The following is a 3,991-nucleotide window of genomic DNA, read 5'->3' as shown; positions in this document are numbered from 1 at the left end:
GCGCCAGATGGCGGCAGATCGCCGGGAGATGAAGATCGATGACGGCCTCAGGATAGCGGCGATAGAGGTGATCGTGATAGAGCCGACTCACTTCTATGCCCCGCTGCGCCAGAGTCCGCCCCCACAACTTGCGGCAGGCCAGGTTGAGGATGCGCAGATCATAGGCGATGTGATACCCCACCAGTTCACGGGGGCCGATGAAGGCCAGCAGCTGATGCAGCGCGGCTTCCAGCTCCATGCCCTGTTGCAGATCCTGATGGCGCAGACCGTGGATCACCACCGACTCGGCGGTGAGGCCGCCGGGTGGTAGCACCCGCAGGGAGAGCGCTTCGCCGGTCAGCAGCCGGTTGCCCCGAATACGTACCGCGCCGATGGCGACGATCTCGGCCCGGTCGGGATCCAGGCTGGTGGTCTCGAAGTCGAGGGCCACCCACTCGTCGTCCGGGGGGCCGGCAAAGAGCGGCGCGAACGCCGAGGCGTGAAAGCGGCGGCCAAGCCAGTGACGACGCAGGCGGCTCAACACGGCTATTGCCTCAGACGAAAGTGCAAGGTGAGCCACTGCTGGAATTTCTTCACCTGATGCAGTGCCTGGCGCAGCAGGTCCCGTTCGCCATGGCTGAGATCATTGACCTGTACCCGGCTCTCCCCCTCCTTGAGCTGGCTGCGCAGCCTGAGCCGCACGAACAACCTGAACGCCTCCGCCAGATCGGCGCCAAAGCTGGCGCTGAGCCGCTCTGCCACCACCAGCGCCTCGATGCGCCCCAGGGTGGAGGTTTCCAGGATGGCGGCTTCCAGTGCCAGCATGCGGATGCCGTGCACCAGCGGGAAGAGGCCGCCTCGTTTCAGATCCAGCCCCTCCGGTGCCCGCTCCAGCCGGCCAAACAGGGTGAGGGGGGCGTGAAAGGCGACCGCCGGTCGCACCATCTCCGCCAGCAGATCCCGCCGCTCGGCCAGCTGTTCGCGCAACTTGCGGGCAACGGGGGGGAGGAGGGCGCGATCGCCCGCGATGGGGTGGGCGTCGGCCAGGGTAGCCAGCCAGAGCAGATCCGCCTCCCTGGCTTCGACGCAGGCCCGCTCGATCTCCTGCAGCCAGCCGTCGAGGGGTTTGACCCAGGCGGGGTTGTTGACCATCACCCGGCCGGGGCAGGGCGGGTAGCCAAGCCTGGCCAGCAGCTCGCTGAAGGCGGCCAGATCCGCCTGCTGGGTGGGCCAGGACAGGTCGGCGGGCAGGATCAGGGCATTGTCCTGATCGGTTTTGAGGATTTGCTCGCCGCGCCCCTCCGAGCCCAGCATCAGCAGGCAGACCCGCTCCTGTACTTCGGGCGGGATCACCAGCGCGAAGGCCTTGGCGATCAGCTGCTCGTTGATGGTGGCGATGAGCTTCATCAAGAAGGCGGTGTGGATCCCCTGGGCGAACAGGGAGCGGGTCAGCTGCTGCTGTTCACGGGCCACCGCCTCCAGCGCCGGCAGGGTGTTGGCGCGGGCGATGCGCAGGGTCAGCACGTGGGAGTGGGTGGAGAAGAGGCCGAGCACCTGGGTGAGGTGCAGGATCCCCGCCACCTCCTGCCCCTGCCAGACAACCAGCCGCTTGATGCGGTGGCGGGTCATCAGCAGCAGGGCGTCGAACAGATAGCTGTCAAGCGGCAGGCCGATCAGCGTGATCGGATCCAGCACCGCCAGCGGCGCCGTCAGCGGCAAGCCCTTGAGGGTGAGGGCGTGCAGCAGGGTCTTGCGGGTTGCGAGACTCAGGCTGCCGTCCGTGGCGGGGTAGAGCAGGCAGTCGGTGCCCCTGGCCACCATGGCCTCGGTGGCGGCCAGGAGCGACAGGCGGCTGTCGACGATGAGCGGCGGCTGCAGATGGCCGGGCTCGATGCGGGTCAGGATGAACTCCGCCAGATTCTTCTGGCCCAGCTGGGCGCGCTGATCCTGCAGCTGCTGCCGCTGTGCCAGGCTGGCGGTAAAGTAGCGGGCGAAGGCGTCGTTGCCTTCACACAAGGCCAGAAAGGTATCGCGGGGGATCAGCTGGCAGAGCAGATCTTCCAGCGCGTTGAACTGGTGGCGACAGTGGCCGTCGAACTGGGCGCGCACGTCGAACATGTCCCCCTCGCCGTAGTCGCCGAACTGATGGTGGGGAGTCGACTCTTCCACCGCCCCCTTGATGACGAGGTAGAGACCGGGCGGGGCGTCGCCGGCCTTTAACACCGGCTGGCCGGCGCGAAAGTAGCAGATGGAGAGGGCCTGCCCCAGTTGTTGGCGCTCAGGCTCGCTCAGGCAGTCAAACGGCGGACGGGCAAAGTTGAACAGAGTGGTCATGGCAATCCTTGGCCGGTGGCGTCAAATCAGTCTGACAAAGCGGCGTGCTGCCGGCCAGCCGACTTTAGTCGCACGGCCAGCCAATCCCATGGGCCGCTGTACCTGATGATAACACTCTGATAACGTGGTGGTATGACCAGTGTGAGCTCAGGAGAGGACAGGGGAAAATGGAAAAACCAAGGGTCAAATGCGAGATCCGGGACGGCATCGCCGAGGTGATGCTGGCGCGGGGTGACAAGCTCAATGCGCTGGACAGGGCCATGTTCAGCGCCATCGACGAGGTGCTCGAGCAGTTGCGCCAGCACAAGGGGTTGCGGGCGGTGATCCTGCATGGAGAGGGGCGGGCCTTTTGCGCCGGGTTGGATGTGAAATCCATGCTCAAGCAGCCGGTGGCGGCGCTCGAGATCCTGAAACGGGAGGCGGACGAAGCCACCAACCTGGCCCAGCGGGTGGCCTATGGCTGGCATCAGCTGCCGGTACCGGTGATCGCCGTGACCCAGGGGGTCTGTTTTGGCGGCGGGTTGCAGATCGCCCTTGGCGCCGACTTTCGCTTCAGCACCCCCGATTGCCGTTTCTCGGTGATGGAGATCAAGTGGGGCATCATCCCCGACATGAGCGGCAGCGTCACCCTGCGCAATCTGATGGGGGTGGACACCGCCATGGAGCTGGCCATGAGCGGACGCGAGCTGGCGGCGCCGGAGGCCAAGTCCCTCGGGCTGGTGAGCCGGGTCTGCGACGATCCGCTGGCCCAGGCGCGGGAGTTTGCGAGGACCCTCATCACCAAGTCGCCGGACGCGCTGGCGGGGATCAAGCAGCTCTACAACCAGGCCTGGGCCCGCAGCGACGAGGCGATGTTGAAGGAAGAGACCCGGTTGCAAAAGCAGATCCTGGGACGCCCCAACCAGTGGCGCGCCACCCTCAACAGCCTGTTTCGCTGGCGTCTGCCGTTCGGGCCGCGCCGCAACGCGCTCTGACAGGCAGGGATAAATAGGAAATGGTATCGATCTTGGTGCCGAGGCCATTGAGGGCCCCGGCATCTGATCGAACCGTTCTGGTTTGATTTCCTTATCCTTGGGTTGGGCTCATCGGTGACGCCGAGGCCCAACAGGTAGGTATGCCCCAGGTGGCGACGTTCTCGAAGAGCTCGATGAAGCAGAACCGATACTGGCCGCTCTGGTTGTAGGAGATGAGATCCCGATTCGGGCAGAGGATGGGAACAGCTTGAGCTTGCCGTCCACCTCTTCGGTCTTGAGTGCCTGCACCGTGCCATAGCTGGACCAGCGATCGTGTTCGGGCCAGATGACGGCGGTGTAATAGGTCGGATCGCAGGCCTCAGAGTTTGCTATGGCAAGATAGGCTGTTGATTTGGATAGAAAAGGGGGCGTAATGCGGGTTTATTGCAAAGTGTGTGGCCAGCGGGGCCGCATTACCAAGACCAATCGGCTGAGCGATGATGTCTCGGATCTCTACTGTCAGTGTACCGATGCCGAGTGTGGCCACAGCTGGGTGGCCACCTTGTCGTTCGCCCATACCCTAAGCCCCTCGGCCAAGACTACCAATCAGCTGGTACTCAGCTTGATGGGGTCGCTCACGTCAGAGGGGCGGCAGTTAGTATTGAAAGGATTGGGGGCGCAGTAGCCCCCTTGTTCGTTACACTCTATATCGTAATAAAATTTTT

Annotated in this window: 4 protein-coding genes; 2 read left to right on the top strand and 2 right to left on the bottom strand. The window is 64.3% G+C overall.

Going from position 1 to position 3,991, the window contains the following annotated elements; genetic code table 11:
• Both CAK78_RS09860 and CAK78_RS09855 read right to left on the bottom strand, forming a co-directional pair.
• Window positions 1–523, bottom strand: a 523-nt coding sequence (locus tag CAK78_RS09860; RefSeq protein ID WP_094697148.1) for a 3'-5' exonuclease, incomplete at its 3' end; no start/stop codon positions are given.
• 2 nt (window positions 524–525) lie between these two features.
• On the bottom strand, window positions 526–2,313 hold the full coding sequence (locus CAK78_RS09855) for a putative nucleotidyltransferase substrate binding domain-containing protein (RefSeq protein ID WP_094697147.1): 1,788 nt from the start codon (window positions 2,311–2,313) through the stop codon (window positions 526–528).
• A gap of 167 nt (window positions 2,314–2,480) precedes the next feature.
• On the opposite strand from CAK78_RS09855, the gene CAK78_RS09850 reads away from it, so the two are divergent.
• Both CAK78_RS09850 and CAK78_RS09840 read left to right on the top strand, forming a co-directional pair.
• The gene (locus CAK78_RS09850) at window positions 2,481–3,287 is read left to right on the top strand and encodes a crotonase/enoyl-CoA hydratase family protein (RefSeq protein WP_065018103.1); all 807 of its coding nucleotides are present in this window, start codon (window positions 2,481–2,483) and stop codon (window positions 3,285–3,287) included.
• Window positions 3,288–3,699: 412 nt separating this feature from the next.
• The gene (locus CAK78_RS09840) at window positions 3,700–3,951 is read left to right on the top strand and encodes an ogr/Delta-like zinc finger family protein (RefSeq protein ID WP_094697146.1); all 252 of its coding nucleotides are present in this window, start codon (window positions 3,700–3,702) and stop codon (window positions 3,949–3,951) included.
• Window positions 3,952–3,991 lie beyond the last annotated feature (40 nt).

Origin of the sequence: Aeromonas sp. A35_P, assembly GCF_002259925.1 — a bacterium.
In the GTDB taxonomy this organism is placed as follows: Bacteria; Pseudomonadota; Gammaproteobacteria; order Enterobacterales; family Aeromonadaceae; genus Aeromonas; species Aeromonas dhakensis.
This window is presented reverse-complemented; position numbering and strand designations above follow the sequence as displayed.